Origin of the sequence: Streptomyces sp. NPDC051636 (assembly GCF_044453765.1) — a bacterium.
In the GTDB taxonomy this organism is placed as follows: domain Bacteria; phylum Actinomycetota; class Actinomycetes; order Streptomycetales; family Streptomycetaceae; genus Streptomyces.
In genome coordinates, this window is the sequence record NZ_JBITDA010000026.1 from 40363 (window position 1) to 60682 (window position 20320).

A 20320-nucleotide genomic window follows, 5' to 3' on the forward strand; every position below is an offset into this window, starting at 1 on the left:
ACCCAGGGCGCATCCACCATGACACCGGCAGCACCGTCATACCTCCGGTTCCCGCACCTGCACGGCGAACTGGTCGCCTTCACCGCCGAGGACGACGTGTGGCTCGCCCCGCTCGACGGCGGGCGGGCCTGGCGGGTCAGCGCCGACAACGTACCGGTGACCCATCCGCGGGTCTCGCCCGACGGCACGACGGTCGCCTGGACCTCCACCCGCGACGGCGCCCCCGAGGTGCACGTCGCCCCGGTGTCCGGCGGCCCGGGCAAGCGCCTGACGCACTGGGGCAGTTGGCGCACGCAGGTGCGCGGCTGGACCCCGGACGGGCACGTCCTGGCGATCAGCACCCAGGGCCAGGCCAGCCTGCGCCGCAGCTGGGCGCACGCCGTCCCGCTCGACGGCGGACCGGCCACCACGCTGCCGCACGGGCCCGTCGGTGACGTCGCGTTCGGGCCGGGCACGGTGCTGCTGTCCGCGCCGATGGGACGCGAGGCCGCCTGGTGGAAGCGCTACCGGGGCGGTACGGCGGGCAAGTTGTGGATCGACCGCGAGGGCGACGGCGAGTTCGTACGGCTGCACGCGGAGCTGGACGGGAACATCGAGTACCCGGGGTGGGCCGGCGAGCGGATCGCCTTTCTGTCCGACCATGAGGGCACGGGCGCGCTGTACTCCTCCCTCGCCGACGGCTCCGACCTGCGGCGGCACACCCCCCTCGACGGCTTCTACGCCCGGCACGCCGCCACCGACGGCACCCGCGTCGTCTACGCCGCCGCCGGTGAGCTGTGGCTGCTGGACGACCTGGACGGCGCCGAGCCGCGGAAGCTCGACATCCGGCTGGGCGGGCCGCGCGTGGACCTCCAGCCGTACCCGGTGAACGCCGGCCGCTGGTTCGACTGCGCCGCCCCCGACCACACCGCGCGCGGCAGCGCGGTCGAGGTGCGCGGCGCCGTCCACTGGGTCACCCACCGCTCCGGCCCCGCGCGCGCCCTCGCCGCCCAGCCGGGCGTCCGGGCCCGGCTGCCCCGCACATTCCGCGCGGAGGGCGAGGAATGGGTGGTGTGGGTGACCGACGCCGAGGGCGAGGACGCCCTGGAGTTCGCCCCGGCGACCGGACTCGCGCCCGGCGCCATCCCGCGGCGCCTGGCCGCCGGACAACTCGGCCGGGTCCTGGAGATGTCCATGGCCCCCGACGGCAGCCGGGCCGCCGTCGCCGCGCACGACGGGCGGCTGCTGCTCGTCGAGCGGGAGACCGGCGAGGTCCGCGAGGTCGACCGCAGCGAGGACGGCGAGGTGTCCGGGCTGGCCTTCTCGCCCGACTCGGCCTGGCTCGCCTGGTCCCACCCCGGCCCGCGCCCCCTGTGCCAGCTGCGGCTCGCCCACACCACCGACCTGTCGGTCACCGAGGCGACCCCGCTGCGCTTCCAGGACTACGCGCCCGCCTTCACCCTCGACGGCAAGCACCTCGCCTTCCTCTCCACCCGCTCCTTCGACCCCGTCTACGACGAGCACGTCTTCGACCTGGCCTTCGTGGTCGGCTCCCGCCCCCACCTGATCACCCTCGCCGCCACCACCCCCTCGCCCTTCGGCCCGCAACGGCACGGCCGTCCCTTCGAGGCGCCCGACAAGGACGAGACCCCCGACAGCGAGGGCACTCCGACCACCCGGATCGACCTGGAGGGGCTCGCCGACCGGATCGTGCCTTTCCCGGTAGAGGCCGCCCGCTACTCCAACCTGCGCGCCGCCAAGGACGGCGTGCTCTGGCTGCGCCACCCGGTCCGCGGTGTCCTCGGCGCCTCCCGGGCCACCCCCGACGACCCCGACCCCAAGACCGAACTGGAGCGCTACGACCTCGCCCAGCAGCGCATCGAGCACCTCGCCGCCGACGCCGACCACTTCGAGGTCAGCGGCGACGGCAAACGTGTCCTGCTGTGGACCGACGGCCGGCTCCGGGTCGTCCCCAGCGACCGGCGCGCCTCCACCGACGACGACGGCGACACGTCCGTCACCGTCGACCTCGGCCGGGTCCGGCAGACCGTCGACCCGGCGGCCGAGTGGCGGCAGATGTACGACGAGACCGGCCGCATCATGCGCGACCACTTCTGGCGGCCGGACCTGGGAGGCGTCGACTGGGACGGCGTCCTCGACCGCTACCGCCCGGTCCTGGAACGCGTCGCCACCCACGACGACCTCGTCGACCTGCTGTGGGAGGTGCAGGGCGAACTCGGCACCTCGCACGCCTACGTCATGCCGTACGGCGGACACGGCGGCGGCGCCCGCCAGGGCCTGCTCGGCGCCGACATCTCCCGGCACCAGGACGGCAGTTGGCGCATCGACCGCATCCTGCCCGCGGAGACCTCCGACCCGAACGCCCGGGCCCCGCTCGCCGCGCCCGGCGTCGCGGTGCGCGCCGGGGACGCCATCGTCGCGGTCGGCGGCCACCCCGTCGACCCGGTGACCGGACCCGGCCCGCTGCTCGTCGGCACGGCGGGCAAGGCGATCGAGCTGACCATCTCACCGGCCGGCGGCGGCGAGCCCCGGCACGCGGTCGTGGTCCCGGTCGCCGACGAGGAGCCACTGCGCTACCACGCCTGGGTCGCCGACCGGCGCGCCCACGTGCACGAGATCTCCGGCGGCCGGCTCGGCTATCTGCACGTCCCCGACATGCAGGCCCCCGGCTGGGCCCAGATCCACCGCGACCTGCGCGTGGAGGTGGCCCGCGAGGGGCTCGTCGTCGACGTCCGGGAGAACCGCGGCGGCCACACCTCCCAGCTGGTCGTGGAGAAGCTGGCCCGGCGGATCGTCGGCTGGAACCGGCCGCGCGGCCTGAGGCCCTACAGCTATCCCCAGGACGCGCCCCGGGGCCCGGTCGTCGTGGTCGCCAACGAGTTCTCCGGCTCCGACGGCGACATCGTCAACGCGGCCATCAAGGCGCTCGGTATCGGACCGGTCGTCGGCACCCGCACCTGGGGCGGCGTCATCGGCATCGACAGCCGCTACCACCTGGTCGACGGCACGCTGATCACCCAGCCCAAGTACGCGACCTGGCTGGAGGGTTACGGCTGGGGCGTGGAGAACCACGGCGTCGACCCCGACGTGGAGGTGGTCCAGAGCCCCCAGGACTGGGCCGCCGGGCGGGACGTCCAGCTGGACGAGGCGGTGCGGATGGCGCTCGCGGCGCTGGAGGAGAACCCGGCGAAGACTCCGCCGCCCTTGCCGGAACTGGACTGACGCCCGGCTCGATACGATGCCCCCGTACTGGATCACCGGCGTGAGGAGGCACACGCATGGCAGGGCAAGAGGGCGGCGCGCCGCAGGACGACTGCCTGTTCTGCAAGATCGTCGCGGGGCAGGTCCCGGCGACGATCGTCCGTGAGACCGAGACGACCGTCGCCTTCCGGGACATAAACCCCCAGGCGCCGACCCACATCCTGGTGATCCCCAAGGCGCACTACCGGGACGCCGCCACGCTCGCCGCCGCAGCGCCGCAGCTCGCGGCGGACGTCCTGGCCGAGACCCAGGCGGTCGCCGACGACGAGAAGCTGGAGAGCTACCGCACCGTCTTCAACACCGGCAGCGGCGCCGGACAGACCGTCTGGCACGCGCACGCCCACGTCCTCGGCGGCCGTGGCCTGCAGTGGCCGCCCGGGTAAGCAGCCGTGTCCGTACGCGAGTTGGTCGTCCTCGGCACCGCCAGCCAGGTCCCGACCCGGCACCGCAACCACAACGGCTACCTGCTGCGCTGGGACGGCGAGGGCATCCTGTTCGACCCCGGCGAGGGCACGCAGCGCCAGATGCTGCGCGCCGGGGTCGCCGCACACGACCTGAACCGGATCTGCGTCACCCACTTCCACGGTGACCACTCGCTGGGGCTCGCCGGGGTCATCCAGCGCATGAACCTCGACAAGGTCCCGCACCCGGTCACCGCCCACTACCCCCGCTCCGGACAGCGCTTCTTCGACCGGCTGCGGTACGCGACCGCCTACCGGGAGACGGTCGAGCTGGCCGAGGCGCCCGTCGACGCCGACGCCGACCTCGCGGTGACCGCGTCGTACACCCTCCAGGCCCGCAAGCTGTCCCACCCCGTCGAGTCCTACGGCTACCGGCTGATCGAGCCCGACGGGCGCCGCATGCTGCCCGAGCGGCTCGCCGCGCACGGGATCAAGGGGCCGGACGTGGGCCGCATCCAGCGGGAGGGAGCGATCAACGGCGTCGCACTGGAGGACGTCAGCGAGGTGCGGCGCGGGCAGCGGTTCGCGTTCGTCATGGACACCCGGCTGTGCGACGGGGTGCACGCGCTCGCCGAGGGGTGCGACATGCTGGTCATCGAGTCCACGTTCCTGGACGAGGACGAGGAACTGGCCGTCGAGCACGGGCACCTGACGGCGGGCCAGGCCGCGCGCGTGGCGCGGGACGGCGGCGTGCGGCACCTGGTCCTCACCCACTTCAGCCAGCGTTACTCGGAGCCGGACGAGTTCGAGCGGCAGGCGCGGGCGGCCGGGTTCGAGGGGGAGCTGACGGTAGCGCACGACCTACTGAGGGTGCCGGTTCCGAAACGTCGATAAAAACGGCCGTACGATGCTTTGGTGCCCCTCCCCAAAGCAGAACTGCACCTCCACATCGAAGGCACTCTCGAGCCGGAGCTGGCGTTCCTGCTCGCCGGGCGCAACGGCGTGCCCCTCCCGTACGCGGACACCGACGAGCTGCGCAGGGCGTACCGGTTCGAGGACCTCCAGTCCTTCCTGAACCTGTACTACGAGCTCATGGCCGTCCTGCGCACCGAGCAGGACTTCGCCGACCTGGCCGACGCCTACCTCGCCCGCGCCGCCGCGCAGGGCGTGCGGCACGCGGAGATCTTCTTCGACCCGCAGGCGCACCTCGCGCGGGGCCTCGGCATGGGCACGGTCGTGGAGGGACTGTGGCGGGCCCTGGGGCGCAGCGAGCGGCAGCACGGCGTCTCCACCCGCCTGATCATGTGCTTCCTGCGCGACGAGTCCGCCGAGTCGGCCATGGAGACGCTGGAGGCGGCCAAGCCCTACCTCGACCGGATCACCGGTGTCGGCCTCGACTCGGCCGAGGTCGGTCACCCGCCGGCGAAGTTCCGCGAGGTGTACGAGGCCGCCGCCGCGCTCGGGCTGCGCCGTGTGGCGCACGCCGGTGAGGAGGGGCCGCCGGAGTACATCACCGAGGCTCTCGACGTGCTCGGCGTCGAGCGCGTCGACCACGGCCTGCGCTGCGTGGAGGACGAGGCGCTGGTCGCCCGCCTGGTCCGCGACCGTATCCCGCTGACCCTGTGCCCCCTGTCCAACGTCCGGCTCCGCGCGGTCGGCGCCCTCGCCGAGCACCCCCTGCCCGCCCTGCTCGACGCGGGCCTGCTGTGCACGGTGAACTCCGACGACCCGGCCTACTTCGGCGGTTACGTCGGCGACAACTTCCGTGCCGTCCGCCAGGCGCTGGGTCTGACCGACGACCGCCTGCGCGAACTGGCCCGCAACTCCTTCCTCGCCTCCTTCCTGGAGGACGACGAGGAGCTCCGGGCCCGTTACCTCGCGGAGGTCGAGGCGTACGAGTTCGGGGACGCGGTGTCGTAGGCCTGTCGGGCGGGGGTGGCCGGGCTGTCCACGGGGATCTCCACCACCTCGACCGTCTCCGCCACCGGCACCGGGCGCCTGGCCGTGCGCAGGGCGACCGCTGTCATCGGCACCGCGATCACCAGCAGGCCGGCGGCGAGCACCGTGCCCATGGCCGGGAAGCCGGCCCGCGCGGACAGCAGGCTGCCGGCCAGCGGGCCCGCCGCCGTGCCCAGTGAGCCGGCGGAGCCGACCAGGACCGCCCAGCGGCCGCGCGGGTCGAGGGAGGCGGCGAGGCCGATCAGGTAGGACAGGACGATCGGGTAGAGGGTGTTCCAGGCGATCTCGCCCGTCGCGAAGGTCGCCAGGTCGGTCGCGGACGCGCTGAGCGCGATGCAGGCCGCGATGAGCGCCGTACCCGCCCCGATCGGCAGCGCCCGGCCGAGCCGCGGCCCGAGCGCGCCCGCCCCCACGACGCCCAGCAGCCCGGCGCCGAGCGCGACCGCGAACACCGCGCCGACGGTCACCTCGGTGAGGTGCGCCTGGGACAGGCCGATCCGGCCGCTGACGCCCCAGAGGGAGTTCTGGGCGAGGGACCAGCAGGGCATCACGGCGGCGAGGACCAGCCCGGAGCGCGGGTGGGGGAGGCGGCCCCGCTCGACGCGGTCGCGGGCGGCGGCCGTTCGGGCGGACAGGCGGCCGGTGAGCGGCCACACCGCGAGCGCGGTGAGCGCGATCGCCGCCAGCGGCTGCCCGTGGCCCGGGCCGAGGTGCGGGACCGTCAGGTAGACGGCGCCCGCGAGGGCGGAGACCCCGAGCAGGCCGAGGGTGGTGGCCCGGTGCGGATCGCTCCCCCAAGCTCTCGACTCCGTTCGGGCAGGGGGCACTCCGAGGGCGGCGATGCCGGTGGCGGCGACCGCGGTGACCGTACCCGACCCGAACCCGCCGAGGACCGCGCCCGTGACGACGGCCGCCACGGCACCGGTGAGCGCGGCCCCGCCGTAGCCGAGGACGGCCAGTGCGAGGCCGGCGCGGGCGAGCGTCCGGGCCCCGATCCGGTCCACCCGGGATGCCAGCAGGAAGCCCGCCGCCGCCGAACTCAGCAGCAGCGCGCTGCCGACGGCGCCGGCCTGGGTGGCGGAGAGGGGGAGCCCCGCGTCGAGCCTGCCGACGGTGGTGGGCAGGAGGTACGGGGCGAGGTACCCGGCCGTGAAAAGGGCGACGAGGGGCCAGGGCGTGGTGCGGGGGGAGGACACGGGCGTTCCAGGGCGTGCGAAAGGAGCGGCTCAGGAGGGGGATTGGGCGACGACCGTCGACGGACAGGAACGCGCGAGCAAGTTGTATCAAGCAGGCGGATCGGGAAGAAGCGCGGGATGTGTGATCTGGGGCACCTTTTGTTTGGTGGGTGCGGGCAGCGGGTAACCCGAGGCGCCCTGCCTGGCGGTGCCGTTGACGACCGTTGTTCGCCTATCTAGTCTCGGTTCCCATATGTGGATGACGTCCGTGATCCGACCTCGGAGGAGCCGCCCTGTGACCCGCGACCTGACCATCGCCGGCGTACGGCTGACGCCGATCCTGGTCGCCGACCCGCCGCTGCTGAACACACAGGGCGTTCACCAGCCGTACACCCCTCGCCTGATCGTGGAGGTGGTGACGGCCGACGGCAGCACCGGGCTCGGCGAGACATACGGCGACACCAAGTACCTGGAGCAGGCCCGCCCGCTCGCCGCTCACCTGGTGGGCCGTCAGGTCACGGACGTGAACGCTCTCTTCGCCCTCGACCTCACCGTGGACGCCTCCCGCGTCGAGCCCGCCGTCGACGTCGGCGGGCTGCGCGGCGCCCAGACCGCCGACAAACTGCGCCTGTCCGTCCTCTCCGCCTTCGAGGTCGCCTGCCTGGACGCCCAGGGCCGGGCGCTCGGGCTGCCCGTGCACGCGCTGCTCGGCGGCAAGGTGCGCGACGCCGTGGAGTACAGCGCGTACCTGTTCTACAAGTGGGCCGGGCATCCGGCGGGCGTCCGCGCCGAGCGGGACGACTGGGGCGCCGCCCTCGATCCCGCCGGGGTGGTCGGGCAGGCCCGGAGGTTCAAAGAGCGTTACGGCTTCACCTCCTTCAAGCTCAAGGGCGGCGTCTTCCCGCCCGACGAGGAGATCGCGGCCGTACGCGCCCTGGCGGAGGCGTTTCCCGGCCACCCCCTGCGGCTCGACCCCAACGGCGCCTGGTCCGTGGAGACCTCGCTGAAGGTGGCGAAGGAACTGGCGGACGTCCTGGAGTACCTGGAGGATCCCGCGCTGGGCACCCCCGCCATGGCCGAGGTGGCGGCGGGCACCGACGTGCCGCTGGCCACCAACATGTGCGTGACGACCTTCGGCGAGATCAGGGAGGCGTTCATGCGCGACGCCGTGCAGGTGGTCCTCTCCGACCACCACTACTGGGGCGGCCTGCGCAACACCCAGCACCTCGCGGCGATCTGCGCCGCTTTCGACGTCGGGGTGTCCATGCACTCCAACACCCACCTCGGGATCAGCCTGGCCGCGATGACCCACGTGGCGTCCACCGTCCCCGACCTCCACCACGCCTGCGACTCCCACTACCCCTGGCAGTCGGAGGACGTCCTCACCGAGCGGCCGGCGTTCGAGGGCGGCAAGGTCGTCGTCTCCGACGCCCCCGGCCTCGGCGTCGAACTGGACCGCGACGAGCTGGCCCGCCTGCACCGCCGCTGGGCCGAGGACGACGGCACGCTCAGGGACCGGGACGACGCGGCGGCGATGCGGGTGACCGAACCGGGATGGGTGACGCCGACGACACCCCGCTGGTGACGCCCCCTGGACAGGGGCGGCGCTCGATCGGGCGGCCGCGGCGGGAGAGCCGCCGTGGCGTGGACTCAGTGGTGCACACTGGCCAGACCCGCACCACGTCAGGGAGCGCAATCGTGACCGCGTCCAACGCGTTTGCCGGAGAGGAACGGGAGCACCTCGGGGAGCCCCCGCACGCCCACGCCCACGTCGACCCCCTCGCCGCCGTGCGCACGCCGGCCGACCCGCCGTGGGACGTCTACCTCACCGGCACCGTCTTCCTGGACATCATCTTCACCGGCCTCGACTCCGCCCCGGTGCGCGGGACCGAGTCCTGGGCGCGCGGAATGGGCTCGAGCCCCGGCGGCGTCGCCAACATGGCCACCGCCCTGGCCCGCCTGGGCCTGAGAACCTCCCTCGCCGCGGCCTTCGGCGACGACCACTACGGCGAGTACTGCTGGGACGCCCTCGAACACGGCGAGGGCATCGACCTCTCCCCGTCCCGCACCGTCCCCGGCTGGCACTCCCCGGTCACCGTCTCCATGGCCTACGAGGGCGAGCGCACGATGGTCTCCCACGGCCACGAGCCGCCCCCCGAGGAACCCGCCCCCGACTGCCCGCCCCGCGCGCGGGCGGCCGTCGCCTCCCTGACCCCGGGCAAGGGGGCGCCCTGGATCGCGCAGGCGGCACGCGGCGGCACCCGGATCTTCGCCGACGTCGGCTGGGACGACACGGGGGCCTGGGACCTCTCGGGCCTCGCCGACCTGGAGCACTGCGAGGCGTTCCTGCCCAACGCCGAGGAGGCCATGCGCTACACCGGCGCCGGCTGCCCGCGCGCGGCGGCCCACGCCCTCACCGCGCACGTACCGCTGGCCGTGGTGACCCTCGGCGCGGACGGCGCCTACGCGGTCGACCGGCGCACCGGCGAGACCGCCGAGGTCCCCGCCATCGCCGTCGAGGCCCTCGACCCCACCGGCGCCGGGGACGTCTTCGTCGCCGGTTTCGTCACCGGCACGCTGGCGGGATGGCCGCTGGCCGACCGCCTCGCCTTCGCCGGTCTGACGGCCGCGCTCTCCGTCCAGGAGTTCGGCGGCTCCCTGTCGGCCCCCGGCTGGGCGGAGATCGGCGCGTGGTGGCGCCAGGTCCAGTCGGTGGACGGCCAGGATCCGGCGGCCCTGCGCCGGTACGCGTTCCTGGCGGACCTGGTTCCGGCGGAGCCGGTCACCGCGTGGCCCCGGCGCAGGGCGGTGCCGACGATCGGGTTCGGGCGGTCGGCCTGACGACAGGGGCTTTGCCCCTGGACCCCCGTCTGTACGAAAAGCCCTACGGCGTTGTCATCCCCCCGTCGTACTCTGGATACCGCGAGGCCGCCCTCAGCTACGCGGCCGTGACGAGGAGGAACCGCAGGCCTTAAGCGCCGGCCCATGACTCAGACACCCACAGCTCACACCCCCGCGCAGGAGCAGGCGAGAGCACAGTTCACCGTCCCCGCCCAGCACCCCATGGTCACCGTCCTGGGGTCCGGCGACGCCCTCCTGCGCGTGATCGAGAAGGCCTTCCCGGCGGCCGACATCCACGTCCGGGGCAACGAGATCAGCGCGGTCGGCGACCCCGTCGACGTCGCCCTCATCTCGCGTGTGTTCGAGGAGATGATGCTGGTGCTCCGCACCGGGCAGCCGATGACGGAGGACGCAGTGGAACGCTCGATCGCCATGCTGAAGGCGAGCGACGCCGGGACGAGCGACGGCCAGGAGACCCCGGCCCAGGTACTGACACAGAACATCCTGTCCTCGCGCGGCCGCACGATCCGCCCCAAGACGCTCAACCAGAAGCGGTACGTCGACGCCATCGACAAGCACACCATCGTCTTCGGCATCGGCCCCGCCGGCACCGGCAAGACCTACCTCGCCATGGCCAAGGCGGTGCAGGCCCTGCAGTCCAAGCAGGTCAACCGCATCATCCTGACCCGCCCGGCGGTCGAGGCGGGCGAGCGGCTCGGCTTCCTCCCGGGCACGCTCTACGAGAAGATCGACCCGTACCTGCGCCCGCTGTACGACGCGCTGCACGACATGCTGGACCCGGACTCGATTCCGCGGCTGATGGCGGCGGGGACGATCGAGGTGGCGCCGCTGGCATACATGCGGGGTCGGACCCTCAACGATGCTTTCATCATCCTGGACGAGGCCCAGAACACGAGCCCCGAGCAGATGAAGATGTTCCTCACCCGTCTCGGCTTCGACTCGAAGATCGTGATCACGGGTGACGTGACCCAGGTCGACCTGCCGGACGGGACGAAGTCCGGCCTGCGGCAGGTGCAGGACATCCTGGAAGGGCTCGACGACGTCCACTTCTCGCGGCTGTCGTCCCAGGACGTCGTACGGCACAAGCTCGTCGGCCGTATCGTCGACGCGTACGAGAAGTACGACAGCAAGCACGGCACCGAGAACGGCTCCCACAAGGGCGGCCGGGGCAGGTCGTCCGCGCACAAGGGGAAGTAGAAACCGCACGACCATGTCGATCGACGTCAACAACGAGTCCGGAACCGAGGTCGACGAGCAGGCGATCCTCGACATCGCCCGCTACACGCTCGCGCGGATGCGCATCCACCCGCTCTCCGAGCTCTCGGTGATCGTCGTGGACGCCGACGCCATGGAGCAGCTGCACATCCAGTGGATGGACCTGCCCGGGCCGACCGATGTGATGTCCTTCCCGATGGACGAACTGAGGCCGCCGGGCAAGGACGACGACGAGCCCCCCCAGGGGCTCCTCGGCGACATCGTGCTGTGCCCGGAGGTCGCCGCCAAGCAGGGGGCGGAGGCGCCCACGCAGCACTCCATGGACGAGGAGCTTCAGTTGCTCACCGTCCATGGCGTGCTGCACCTGCTCGGGTACGACCACGAGGAGCCCGACGAGAAGGCCGAGATGTTCGGGCTCCAGGCCGCCATCGTGGACGGCTGGCGCGCCGAGCGCGGGCTGACCGGGCCGTCCCCGGCGCCGACGGTCTCGTAAGCGCGGCCCATGAGTCCTCAGATCGTCCTCGGCGCGATCGCCCTGGTCGTCGTGGCCTGGCTCGCCGCCTGCGCGGAGGCGGGCCTGGCGCGGGTCTCCAGCTTCCGCGCGGAGGAGGCCGTCAAGTCGGGGCGGCGCGGCAGCGCCAAGCTCGCGCAGATCGCCGCCGACCCCACCCGCTACCTCAACATGGCCCTGCTGGTCCGCGTCGCCTGCGAGATGGCGGCCGCGGCCCTGGTCACCTACGCCTGCCTGCAGGAGATCGACGGCACCGCCCAGGCCCTGCTCGCCGCGATCGGCGTCATGGTCCTGGTGTCGTACGTCGCCGTCGGTGTCTCCCCGCGCACCATCGGCCGCCAGCACCCGGTGAACACGGCGACGGCGGCGGCGTACGTCCTGCTGCCGCTGGCGCGGATCATGGGACCGATCCCGTCCCTGCTGATTCTCATCGGCAACGCGCTCACCCCGGGCAAGGGCTTCCGCCGCGGCCCCTTCGCCTCCGAGGCGGAGCTGCGCGCGCTGGTCGACCTCGCCGAGCAGGAGTCCCTGATCGAGGACGAAGAGCGCCGCATGGTGCACTCGGTCTTCGAACTGGGCGACACGCTCGTGCGGGAGGTCATGGTCCCGCGCACCGACCTGGTCGTCATCGAGCGCTACAAGACCATCCGCCAGGCCCTCACCCTCGCGCTCAGGTCCGGCTTCTCGCGCATCCCCGTCACCGGTGAGAGCGAGGACGACATCGTCGGGATCGTGTATCTGAAGGACCTGGTCCGCAGGACGCACATCAGCCGCGACGCCGAGAACGACCTGGTGTCGACGGCGATGCGGCCGGCGTTCTTCGTGCCCGACACCAAGAACGCCGGCGACCTGCTGCGCGAGATGCAGAAGCAGCGCAACCACGTCGCCGTCGCCATCGACGAGTACGGCGGCACGGCGGGCATCGTCACCATCGAGGACATCCTCGAGGAGATCGTCGGCGAGATCACCGACGAGTACGACCGCGAACTCCCGCCCGTCGTGGACCTCGGCGCGGGCCGCTACCGGGTCACCGCCCGCCTCGACATCACCGACCTCGGCGAGCTGTACGGCCTGGAGGAGTACGACGACGAGGACGTGGAGACCGTCGGCGGCCTGCTGGCGAAGGCGCTGGGCCGGGTGCCCATCGCCGGGGCCTCCGCCGAGGTCGAGCTGCCGGACGGGCGGCAGCTGCGGCTGACGGCGGAGGCCGCCGCCGGCCGGCGGAACAAGATCGTGACGGTGCTGGTGGAGCCGGTGGGCCCTGAGCAGCCGCCGGACGACGAGGAGACGAAGCCAGAGTGACACCTCAGGAGTTGCGCACCTTCTGTCTGTCCTTCAACGCGGTCGTGGAGGACTTCCCCTTCAACCCGGACACCTCCGTCTTCAAGGTGCTGGGCAAGATGTTCGCCCTGACCAACCTGGACGGGCGGCCTCTGACCGTCAACCTCAAGTGCGACCCGGAGGACGCGCTGCGCCTCCGGGCCGACCACCCCGGGCTGATCGTCCCCGGCTACCACATGAACAAGCGGCACTGGAACACCGTCACGGCCGACGGCGAACTCCCGGACCGCCTGGTCCGGGAGCTCATCGAGGACTCGTACGACCTGGTCGTCGCCGGACTACCGCGCGCCGACCGCCTCCGCCTCGGCCGCCCCTGAGGCCTTGCGACCGCGCAGGCCCAGCCCCACCAGCACCGCCGCCGCCAGCACGATCGCCGCGTCCAGGCCCAGCACCGTGTGGACGCCGGACATCAGGTCGTCCGAGGTGGTGGCCAGAACGCCGAGCAGCGGGATGCCGACCGTGATGCCGACCTGCTGGGTGGAGGTGACCAGGCCGGTGGCCAGGCCCTGCTCCTCGTCCGGGACACCGGAGGTGACCGTCAGGCCGTAGGAGATGATCGCGCCCAGGTGGCACATGCTGGCCAGCGACACCGCGGCCGTCGCGAGCCACACCGACCAGGTGTGCGCGTTCAGGCCAAGGAGAGCGGCGACCAGGACTCCCTGACCGGCCAGCGAGCCGACCAGCGTACGTCGGGCGCCGAAGCGGCCGATGACCTTCGCGGCGTACGTCCCCGCGACCGCCGACAGCACGCCCTGCACCCCGAAGACCAGGCCCGTCTCGAAGGCCGACAGGCGCAGCACCTCCTGGAGGTACAGGGTGAGCACGAAGACCACCGTCGACATCATCGAGAAGGTGACCAGACCGCCCGCGTTGCCCCACGCCACCGTGCGGCGGCGCAGCATCGGCAGCGAGACCAGCGGCGCGTCGCTGCGGGACTCGACGGCGACGAAGGCGGTGAGCAGGGCGGCCCCCGCGATCAGCGTGGTGATCACGTCGGCGCGGCCGAAGCCGTGGCCGGCGGCCGTCGACAGGGCGTAGATCAGCGAGAGCAGACCGCCGGTGACGGTGACCGCGCCCGGCACGTCCAGGCGCGGGCGCTCAGGGGTGCGGGACTCGGGCAGCAGGCCGGGTGCCAGCGGCAGCACGATCAGCGCGAACACCGCGAGCAGGGCCATGGTGGAGCGCCAGCCGAGGGCGTCGGTCAGGACGCCGCCCGCGACCATGCCGACCGTGAAGCCGAGCGACAGCAGCGTGCCCGAGATGCCCAGGGCGCGGTCGCGGGCCGGGCCCTCCGGGAAGGTGGTGGTCAGCAGGGACATGCCGGTCGGCACGATGGCCGCCGCGCCGAGCCCCTGCAGGGCGCGCCCGGCGAGGAAGGAGGCCGGGTCCCAGGCGAGGGTGGCGAGCAGCGAGGCCGCGCCGAACAGGGCCAGGCCGGTCAGGAACAGCTTCCGGCGGCCGTACAGGTCGCCCATCCGGCCGAAGAGCAGCAGGAAACCGCCGGACGGCAGCGCGAACGCGGTGACCGCCCACTGCAGCGCGGACCGGCTCATGCCCAGGTCCGATCCGAGCTCGGGCAGGGCCACGTTCAGCACGGAGAAGTCCAGGGCGACCATGAACTGGGCCGCGCACAGGACGAAGAGGACCAATCTGTCGCGCGTCGACAGCCGGGGGTTGTCGAGCGGTTCTCGGACGGGGGCGGTGGATGAGGTGGTGGTGTCGATCGCCATGGCAAAGAGCTTCGGGCGAGCGGAATAAGCGTGGGGAGTCGGAACTTATGGTGGTGGTGGCACCACCAGACACGAGGGGGAGCGGTACGTGCCTGAGGACGCGCTGAAGAGCCATCGGCTGCGTGAGCTGCGGGAGTTCCTGATGAGCCGGCGGGCCCGGGTGAGCCCGGCCGAGGCGGGCCTGCCGGACGGCGGGGCCCGGCGCCGTACGCCCGGACTGCGCCGCGAGGAGGTCGCCGTGCTGGCCGGGGTGGGCGCCTCCTGGTACCAGTGGCTGGAGCAGGGCCGGGACATCTCCGTCTCCCCGCAGGTGCTCGACTCCGTCGCCCGCGTGCTGCGGCTGAGCAACGCCGAGCGCCGGCACCTGTACGTGCTGGCCGGGCTGAACCCGCCCGCGCCCGAAGTGGAGCCGGAGAAGCGGGACATGTGCGACGGGCTGCGGCGGCTGATCGACACGTGGATGCCGTATCCGGCGCACATCATGGACATGTACTACAACTGCGTGATGTACAACGACGCGGCCGCGATCGTGCTCGGCATGCGGCCCGGCATCACGCAGAACTGCATCGTCGACTTCTTCACCGACCCGCTGTACCGGTCGCGGTCCAAGAGCTGGGAGCGCAACGCCCGCACGGTGGTCGCCCAGTTCCGGGCCGCGAGCTCGGCCCGTCCCGACGACGAGGGGTTCCGGACGCTGCTGGCGGATCTGACGGCGGCCAGCGCCGAGTTCGCCGCTCTGTGGGCTCAGCGGGACATCGAGGACGCCGGGCAGATCCGCAAGGAGCTCGATCACCCGCTGGCCGGGCTGCTGGTCGTGGAGTCGACGGCGATGAGGGTGCCGGCCCGGCCCGATCTGACGATCGTGCTGCACACGCCGCTGGACGAGGCGAACACCGCAGCGAAGCTGGAGTGGCTGGCCTCGCCGGCGGGGCGGCGCGGGGCGATGTACCCCGTGGCGGGGTGACGGGCGTGGTTCTTCGTATGCTCGGGGCATGACCGACAGCGCGCTTGACCCCGAGGACCGCAAGATCGTCACCCTGGCCCGTTCCGCGCGAGCCCGCAACGGCGTGCCGGAGGGCGCGGCCGTGCGGGACGAGACGGGCCGTACGTATGTGGCCGGGACCGTGGCCCTGGACTCCCTTCAGCTGAGTGCCCTGCGGACGGCGGTTGCCATGGCGGTGGCGTCGGGGGCGAAGTCGTTGGAGGCGGCGGCGGTGGTGACGGAGGCGGAGGGGGCTTCTGCGGAGGACCTCGCGGCGGTGCGGGACCTTGGTGGGGCGGGGACGCCGGTGCTGGTGGCGGGGCCCGACGGGGTAGTGCGGCTGACTGTCTCGGCGGGCTGAGGGCCCAGGGGCTGCGCCCCTTCGACCCCGCCAGGGTGCTGCGCCCCCTGGCCCCCTTCGGCCTGAACGGCCTCGTCCTCAAACGCCGGACGTTCCGGATGCCGCAGAAACTGATGATCCGTCAGTTTCTGCGTCTCACGCTCACCTGAGGGTACGCGTCACCTCGCCGGTGGCCGGGCCCCCGACCGCACCCCGGCCGCACCCGCCCGACCACCGTCCCGACTCACGCCTGCGGGGGTCCGCACCCATGCGCAAGCCCGCCGACAACGGCAGCTGGTCCGTCTACCCCGTCTCCTCCCGGATCGCCGCCCGGCCGTACTTCTCCCTCTCCGCCGACCCCGGCCAGACGATCACCTACCAGGTGGTCGTCGCCAACAAGACCGCCAAGCCGCTGACCTTCCGCCTCTACGCGGCCGACGCCTACAACACCGCCCGCGACGGCGGCTTCGCCGTGCGCACGGTCAAGGAGCGGATGCGGGGCGTCGGCGCCTGGGCGGCACCCAAGAAGTCCCGGGTCACCGTACCCGGCCACAAGAAGGTCACCGTGCCCTTCACTCTGCTCACTCTGCGCGTGCCGAAGGGCGCCGAACCGGGCGACCACCCGGGCGCGATCGTGGCGCTGGACATGGGGGTCCGCCCGCTCGAGCGAAGCCGAGAGCGGGGGAGCGCCGACCAGGGCGGCGGCTCCCTCGCGCTCGGAGTGCGGCGGGCCGTCGGCGCCCGTGTCTACCTCCGGGTGAGCGGACCCGCGCTGCCGGCGATCGCCGTCGAGCACGTCCAGGTCACCCACCACCAGCCCTCGTCCCCGGCCTCGGCGACAGCACGGCGACCGTCTCCTGCACACTGCACAACACCGGCAACGTCACCCTCGACCCGAAGGTGGAGCTGAGGGCCCGCGGCCTGTTCGGCCGTACGCTGCTGGCCCGCGACCTGACGAGGATCCCCTCCGAGCTGCTGCCGGGGCAGCGGGTCCGGCTCACCGAACGCTGGCGGGGCGCGCCCCGGCTCGACCGGGGCGACGTGACACTGACGGCCAGCGCCACGGGCACCCGCGAGTCGGCGAGCGCCTCCTTCTTCGCGCTGCCGTGGCTTGTGGTGGCGGTGGTGTTCGCCGCCGGGGTGGTGGCGGGTGTGCTGCTGGTCAGAGCGCGTCGGGGCCGCGCTCGCCCGTCCGCACCCGTACGACGGTCTCCACGGGCAGCGCCCACACCTTCCCGTCCCCGATCTTCCCCGTCTGCGCGGCCTTGACGATCGCGTCGATCACGGCGTCCGTGACGTCGTCCTCGACGACGACCTCGATACGGACCTTGGGCACCAGGTCGATCCGGTACTCGGCGCCGCGGTACACCTCGGTGTGGCCGCGCTGCCGGCCGTAGCCGCTCGCCTCGGTCACGGTCAGGCCGTGCACGCCGAGCTCCTGAAGGGCGGTCTTGACCTCGTCGAGGCGGTACGGCTTGACGATCGCGGTGATGAGCTTCATGCCTGGGTCTTGACCTTCTGGGGGGTGGGGACGGACTGGGACACCGGGGCACCGTGGCCCAGGACTCCGTGATCGTAGGCCGACTCGGCGTGCACCGTAAGGTCCAGGCCGGTGTACTCCTGCTCCGCGCTCGCGCGGAAGCCCATCGCCTTGTCGAGCAGCTTGCCGATGCCGTACGTCACACCGAAGGCGTACGCGGCCACGACCACGACGGCGAGGAGCTGCTTGCCGAACTGGCCGATGCCGCCGCCGTAGAAGAGGCCTTCCGCGCCGCCGGTCATCGCCTTCTCCGCGAAGAGGCCGATGAGGAGGGTGCCGACGATGCCGCCGACCAGATGGACGCCGACGACGTCGAGGGAGTCGTCGTAGTTCAGCTTGAACTTCCAGCTCACGGCGTACGAGCACAGGACGCCAGCGGCGAGGCCGACCACCAGGGCGCCGAGCAGGGAGACCGAACCGCAGGACGGCGTGATCGCGACCAGGCCGGCGACCGCGCCGGAGGCCGCGCCCAGGGTGGTGGGGTGGCCGTCGCGCTTCTGCTCCACGAAGAGCCAGCCGAGCAGGCCCGTGCAGCCGGCGGCGAGGGTGTTGAGGAACGCGGCGGCGGCCAGACCGTTGGCGCCGAGCGCGGAGCCGGCGTTGAAGCCGAACCAGCCGAACCAGAGCAGACCGGCGCCGAGCACCACCATGGGCAGGTTGTGCGGGCGCATCGCGTCCTTCTTGAAGCCGAGGCGCGGGCCGAGGACCAGGCACAGGGCCAGTCCGGAGGCGCCGGAGGTGATCTCGACGGGCAGACCCCCCGCGAAGTCGAGGGCGCCGAGCCGGTCCAGGATCCAGCCGCCGGGGCCCCAGACCCAGTGGGTGACGGGAACGTATACGAGCAGCGCCCAGACGGGGACGAAGACCAGCCACGCCGAGAATTTCGCCCGGTCGGCGATCGCGCCGCTGATCAGGGCGGCCGTGATGATCGCGAAGGTGAGCTGGAAGGTGGCGAAGAGGAGGGTGGGGACGGTTCCCCGGACGCTGTCCGGGCCGAGCCCCGACATGCCGGCGTGGTCGAGCCCGCCGATCAGCCCGCCGCCGATGTCGTCGCCGAAGGCGAGCGAATAGCCGCCCGCCAGCCACACCACCGTCACCAGGGCGATCGACACGAAGCTCATCATCAGCATGTTGAGGACGCTCTTCGTGCGGACCATGCCCCCGTAGAAGAGGGCCAGACCCGGCGTCATCAGCAGGACGAGGGCGGTGGCGGCGAGCAGCCAGGCGGTGTCGCCGGTGTCGACGTGCGCTGCGTGCGCGGCGAGGATCACGGGTGTCTCCAACGGTATGGGGGCTCGTCAGAGGGTCACCGGCGTGCATTTCCGGTTGCGTACGGGTGTGTTTCGGGGACGTTTCATTGCGTGCGGGTTTCCGGAAGCTCACGGTGCGGGACGTGGTCGGGTGCTGGTACGGCGGGGCTCTGTGGATCAGGGAGAATAGGCGCCATGAGCGTTCGTACCCAGTCATCCGAGCAGTCGGGCGAGACCGTCCACCGCGCCGGCTTCGCCTGCTTCGTGGGCCGCCCCAACGCGGGCAAGTCCACCCTCACGAACGCTCTGGTCGGGCAGAAGGTGGCGATCACCGCGAACCAGCCGCAGACGACGCGGCACACGGTACGGGGCATCGTGCACCGGCCGGACGCCCAGCTGATCCTGGTGGACACCCCCGGGCTGCACAAGCCGCGCACCCTGCTGGGCGAGCGCCTCAACGACGTCGTCCGCACGACCTGGGCGGAGGTCGACGTGATCGGCTTCTGCCTGCCGGCCAACGAGAAGATCGGCCCCGGCGACCGCTTCATCGCCAAGGAGCTGGCCGGGATCAGGAAGACCCCCAAGATCGCCGTCGTCACCAAGACCGACCTGGTGGACTCCAAGACCCTCGCCGAGCAGCTGATCGCCATCGACCAGCTGGGCAAGGAACTGGGCTTCGAGTGGGCGGAGATCGTCCCGGTGTCGGCGGTCGGCGACAAGCAGGTGAGCCTGCTGGCCGACCTCCTCGTCCCGCTGCTGCCCGAGGGCCCGGCGCTCTACCCCGAGGGCGACCTCACGGACGAGCCCGAGCAGGTCATGATCGCGGAACTCATCCGCGAGGCGGCCCTGGAGGGCGTCCGCGACGAGCTGCCGCACTCCATCGCGGTGGTCGTCGAGGAGATGCTCCCCCGCGAGGACCGTCCGGCCGACAAGCCCCTGCTGGACATCCACGCCAACCTCTACATCGAACGCCCCAGCCAGAAGGGCATCATCATCGGCCCCAAGGGCAAGCGCCTGAAGGAGGTCGGCATCAAGTCCCGCAAGCAGATCGAGGCGCTGCTCGGCACTCCCGTGTTCCTCGACCTGCACGTGAAGGTGGCGAAGGACTGGCAGCGGGATCCGAAGCAGTTGCGGCGGCTGGGGTTCTGAGCGCCGGGCGGCTCCGCTCGGTCAGGGTGTGGCGAGCAGTTCCTCCAGTGCCCGGGCGTAGGCCCGGAACCCGGTCTTCCCCTGCTGCGGAGTGCCCGACCCGGGGCGGAGGATGCCCGGCAGGTGGGCGACCCGCCACATGCGGAAGACGAGTGCGGGGGCGCTTTTGCCGGCCGGGTCCGCCAGATCGGAGGCGATGCGGAGGACCCGGGCCACCTCGGGAGCTCCCCGGTCGGGCTCTGTGCCGGCGGCGACGGCCGCGGTGACCAGGGCCTGGAGCAGGTTGACGAGTTGCAGGTCCGCTGCCGTGCGGCACATGCGGCGCACGAAGGAGGGCTCCTCCAGCCTCTCGAGCGGCTGCGGGACCCCTGTGACTCCTCCGGACCACAGGAGCAGGAAGGCCGCGTCCACCGTGTGTTCGCGGAACCGCCCCAGCTCGTCGACGATCGCCATGGTCTCGTCACCGAAGCGGCAGACCGAGCGGACGCCCGCGAGCAACCGCTCGATGTCGTCCCGCCTGTCCGCAAGGAAGCCGTCCATGGAGACGTCGCCGAGATCCCAGGTGCCCGTGGAGTTCACCGCTCCGACCTCCACCACGGCCCCC

Annotated in this window: 18 protein-coding genes and 1 pseudogene; 14 read left to right on the plus strand and 5 right to left on the minus strand. The window is 72.4% G+C overall.

Annotated features, from left to right (window positions below; all coding sequences use genetic code 11):
- The first annotated feature begins 18 nt into the window (after window positions 1-18).
- Genes ACIBBH_RS33490 through ACIBBH_RS33505 form a run of 4 tightly spaced genes read left to right on the plus strand, consistent with a single transcriptional unit; the run spans window position 19 to window position 5582 of the window.
- Entirely contained in the window at window positions 19-3222 is a 3204-nt protein-coding gene (locus ACIBBH_RS33490; RefSeq protein ID WP_399411301.1) for a S41 family peptidase, read from the plus strand.
- A gap of 56 nt (window positions 3223-3278) precedes the next feature.
- Complete coding sequence (locus ACIBBH_RS33495) at window positions 3279-3644, plus strand: histidine triad nucleotide-binding protein (RefSeq protein WP_399411164.1); 366 nt, start codon at window positions 3279-3281, stop codon at window positions 3642-3644.
- A 6-nt stretch (window positions 3645-3650) separates the two neighbouring features.
- Entirely contained in the window at window positions 3651-4556 is a 906-nt protein-coding gene (locus ACIBBH_RS33500; RefSeq protein ID WP_399411166.1) for a ribonuclease Z, read from the plus strand.
- Window positions 4557-4577: 21 nt separating this feature from the next.
- Window positions 4578-5582, plus strand: coding sequence for an adenosine deaminase (locus ACIBBH_RS33505; RefSeq protein ID WP_399411168.1), 1005 nt, complete (start codon window positions 4578-4580; stop codon window positions 5580-5582).
- Here the strand turns inward: ACIBBH_RS33505 and ACIBBH_RS33510 are convergent.
- Window positions 5534-6817 carry an MFS transporter gene (locus ACIBBH_RS33510; protein ID WP_399411170.1) on the minus strand — a complete coding sequence of 428 codons (1284 nt, stop codon included), beginning with the start codon at window positions 6815-6817 and terminating at the stop codon, window positions 5534-5536. The two genes, ACIBBH_RS33505 and ACIBBH_RS33510, sit on opposite strands and share 49 nt — an antisense overlap.
- Before the next feature lie 274 nt (window positions 6818-7091).
- Between ACIBBH_RS33510 and ACIBBH_RS33515 the strand changes: the two genes are divergently transcribed.
- From ACIBBH_RS33515 to ACIBBH_RS33540, 6 genes are all read left to right on the plus strand, one after another.
- Window positions 7092-8381, plus strand: a complete 1290-nt coding sequence (locus tag ACIBBH_RS33515; RefSeq protein WP_399411172.1) for a glucarate dehydratase family protein — start codon at window positions 7092-7094, stop codon at window positions 8379-8381.
- Window positions 8382-8494: 113 nt separating this feature from the next.
- Complete coding sequence (locus tag ACIBBH_RS33520; protein ID WP_399411174.1) at window positions 8495-9637, plus strand: carbohydrate kinase family protein; 1143 nt, start codon at window positions 8495-8497, stop codon at window positions 9635-9637.
- A gap of 144 nt (window positions 9638-9781) precedes the next feature.
- On the plus strand, window positions 9782-10855 hold the full coding sequence (locus tag ACIBBH_RS33525) for a PhoH family protein (RefSeq protein ID WP_399411176.1): 1074 nt from the start codon (window positions 9782-9784) through the stop codon (window positions 10853-10855).
- A 13-nt stretch (window positions 10856-10868) separates the two neighbouring features.
- Window positions 10869-11366, plus strand: coding sequence for an rRNA maturation RNase YbeY (ybeY, locus tag ACIBBH_RS33530; protein ID WP_399411178.1), 498 nt, complete (start codon window positions 10869-10871; stop codon window positions 11364-11366).
- Window positions 11367-11375: 9 nt separating this feature from the next.
- Window positions 11376-12686 carry a hemolysin family protein gene (locus ACIBBH_RS33535; RefSeq protein ID WP_399411180.1) on the plus strand — a complete coding sequence of 437 codons (1311 nt, stop codon included), beginning with the start codon at window positions 11376-11378 and terminating at the stop codon, window positions 12684-12686.
- Window positions 12683-13042, plus strand: a complete 360-nt coding sequence (locus tag ACIBBH_RS33540) for an MmcQ/YjbR family DNA-binding protein (protein ID WP_399411182.1) — start codon at window positions 12683-12685, stop codon at window positions 13040-13042. Before ACIBBH_RS33535 ends, ACIBBH_RS33540 begins: the two co-directional genes overlap by 4 nt.
- On the opposite strand, the gene ACIBBH_RS33545 is transcribed toward ACIBBH_RS33540, so the two are convergent.
- Complete coding sequence (locus tag ACIBBH_RS33545) at window positions 13004-14455, minus strand: MFS transporter (RefSeq protein ID WP_399411184.1); 1452 nt, start codon at window positions 14453-14455, stop codon at window positions 13004-13006. The two genes, ACIBBH_RS33540 and ACIBBH_RS33545, sit on opposite strands and share 39 nt — an antisense overlap.
- 142 nt (window positions 14456-14597) lie before the next feature.
- Here ACIBBH_RS33545 and ACIBBH_RS33550 point away from each other — a divergent pair, with 142 nt between their 5' ends.
- From ACIBBH_RS33550 to ACIBBH_RS33560, 3 genes and pseudogenes are all read left to right on the plus strand, one after another.
- Window positions 14598-15419, plus strand: coding sequence for a helix-turn-helix transcriptional regulator (locus ACIBBH_RS33550; protein WP_399411303.1), 822 nt, complete (start codon window positions 14598-14600; stop codon window positions 15417-15419).
- 28 nt (window positions 15420-15447) lie between these two features.
- The gene (locus ACIBBH_RS33555; protein ID WP_399411186.1) at window positions 15448-15798 is read left to right on the plus strand and encodes a cytidine deaminase; all 351 of its coding nucleotides are present in this window, start codon (window positions 15448-15450) and stop codon (window positions 15796-15798) included.
- A 247-nt stretch (window positions 15799-16045) separates the two neighbouring features.
- A pseudogene (locus ACIBBH_RS33560) lies at window positions 16046-17046 on the plus strand (WxL protein peptidoglycan domain-containing protein).
- Here ACIBBH_RS33560 and ACIBBH_RS33565 read toward each other — a convergent pair.
- Complete coding sequence (locus ACIBBH_RS33565) at window positions 16940-17278, minus strand: P-II family nitrogen regulator (RefSeq protein ID WP_399411187.1); 339 nt, start codon at window positions 17276-17278, stop codon at window positions 16940-16942. The pseudogene ACIBBH_RS33560 and the gene ACIBBH_RS33565 overlap by 107 nt on opposite strands.
- Window positions 17275-18600 carry an ammonium transporter gene (locus ACIBBH_RS33570; protein ID WP_399411189.1) on the minus strand — a complete coding sequence of 442 codons (1326 nt, stop codon included), beginning with the start codon at window positions 18598-18600 and terminating at the stop codon, window positions 17275-17277. The genes ACIBBH_RS33565 and ACIBBH_RS33570 overlap by 4 nt, the downstream gene beginning before the upstream one ends.
- Window positions 18601-18762: 162 nt before the next feature.
- Between ACIBBH_RS33570 and era the strand changes: the two genes are divergently transcribed.
- Window positions 18763-19716, plus strand: coding sequence for a GTPase Era (gene era, locus ACIBBH_RS33575; RefSeq protein ID WP_399411191.1), 954 nt, complete (start codon window positions 18763-18765; stop codon window positions 19714-19716).
- 21 nt (window positions 19717-19737) lie between these two features.
- On the opposite strand, the gene ACIBBH_RS33580 is transcribed toward era, so the two are convergent.
- Window positions 19738-20295, minus strand: a complete 558-nt coding sequence (locus ACIBBH_RS33580; protein ID WP_399411193.1) for a hypothetical protein — start codon at window positions 20293-20295, stop codon at window positions 19738-19740.
- Between the last annotated feature and the right edge of the window lie 25 nt (window positions 20296-20320).